The sequence below is a fragment of the Thomasclavelia sp. genome, from assembly GCF_047249845.1.
GTDB lineage: Bacteria > Bacillota_I > Bacilli_A > Erysipelotrichales > Coprobacillaceae > Thomasclavelia.
This window is the reverse complement of the sequence record NZ_JBKTWO010000175.1, coordinates 1-1,672: the sequence shown is the minus strand read 5'-3', so window position 1 is coordinate 1,672 and position 1,672 is coordinate 1. Positions and strand designations below refer to the sequence as shown.

Annotated in this window: 2 protein-coding genes; both read right to left on the bottom strand. The window is 31.6% G+C overall.

Annotated features, from left to right (window positions below; all coding sequences use genetic code 11):
- On the bottom strand, positions 1-834 hold an 834-nt coding region (locus tag ACLR9T_RS14525; RefSeq protein WP_413110163.1), incomplete at its 3' end, for a PTS transporter subunit EIIC.
- 121 nt (positions 835-955) lie between these two features.
- Positions 956-1,672 (bottom strand): DegV family protein (locus tag ACLR9T_RS14520; protein WP_413110162.1); only part of this gene is annotated, 717 nt, incomplete at its 5' end.

Genomic DNA, 1,672 nt, shown 5'->3' with positions numbered 1-1,672 from the left:
CATAATAAATTGCGCATTAATGGCTAAATTAGCAGTTGTAATAGGTGTGAGAACTGATCCAACCAAATTGTTTCCATGAATCCCCATAAACCAAAATAAACTCAATAATATACTAATCATAATGACTGATGGTAATGAGCCAGATGCTGATAAAAGTGGTTGAATAATTGCATAAATTAATTTACAAAGATTTGAATCCATCACATTCAAACTGATAATATTTAAAACTAAGAAAAGTAATGTAGAGATTGTAAATGGAATTAATGCCTCAAAAGGTGCAGAAACATTAGGTGGTACTTGCTCTGGTAATTTGATTTTAAAATTTTTCACTTTACAAAATCTATAGATCTCACAAACAACAAATGCAACAATTATTGCATAGAACATACCTACACCACCTAAGTTACCACAAGAAATAATAGTTCCTAGTGTTTTATCAGTGAAGGGTGCAGCAGAAGTTAAAAAGAAAATAAATAGTGAACAAAATCCAACTGCTAATTTATCAATTGCATAATCTTTTGCTAATTCATAAGCGACTCCAAAAGCAACATAAACAGCAATAAAGTTAATTGTCAAATTAAATACTGGCAATAAGACACCACCATTCGCTGTTGCCCAAGCTTTCCATGACAATAAGAAAGAATAAAAGAAATTCGTTGGTTCCAATGTTGATGGTACAGGTGGTTGTGCTAATAAACAAAAGATACCACCAACAATCATAAACGGAATTGTAAACATCATTGCATTTTTAACAGCAGTTAGATGTTTATTATTATTCAATGCGTTTGAAATGGGTAATAATAAGTTTGTCAATTTTTCAGTTAATGCTTCCATATAAATTCCTCCCTAATTGTTTTGAAACGTTTCACAATTATAATATACACACTCTGTAAGCGTTTGTCAATTTATTTTGAAACGTTTCAACGTATTTTTAAAAAAATAACATCTTTTGATGTTATTTCCTTATCGTTTGAATAGCTATACACCCAGGTCCACCTTGAGTAATAAATGCTGGAGATAAATCGTATATTTCAATAGCAACATTTTCAAAGACAGCTCGGATTTGTTCCATTGCTGATTTCGCTTGTTCAAGCACTCCTGCATGTGAAATATAAATTTTATAATTTTCGTTAAGTCCATTATCCTGAAAGTATTTAATAATTTCTTTAATAGCACTTTTGAATGTTTTTTTCATGGCAAATTTTTCAAGTCTTTTTGCATCCTTAGTTTTTGTCATAATAGGAGTAATACGTAACATACCACCAACAGTTGCAGCCAATGGAGTTAATCTACCACCTCTTTTTAAGAAACCAAAATCTTGTGGAATTAAAAATGAAACTTCACCTGCAATACTTTTATAGAGTTCTTTCTTGATATCTTCTAATGAAAGTCCTTCCTCCCTTAAACGGACAGCTTTTTCTACTAAATATCTTTGCGGTCCACATAAAGTCATAGAATTCATGACATGTATATGCTCTGGATGATCCATACTTTCTTTAACTCCCAATGTACTCTGATAAGTTCCAGATAACCCATCTGCCATATTAATGACAAGAAGTTCTTCATCTGGATACTTTTCAAACACTTCCATTGTCACTCCTATTGCAGGTTGTGATGATGTAGGAACATGTCCTTGTTTCACTATTTCAATAAATTCTGACCTTTGAATGTC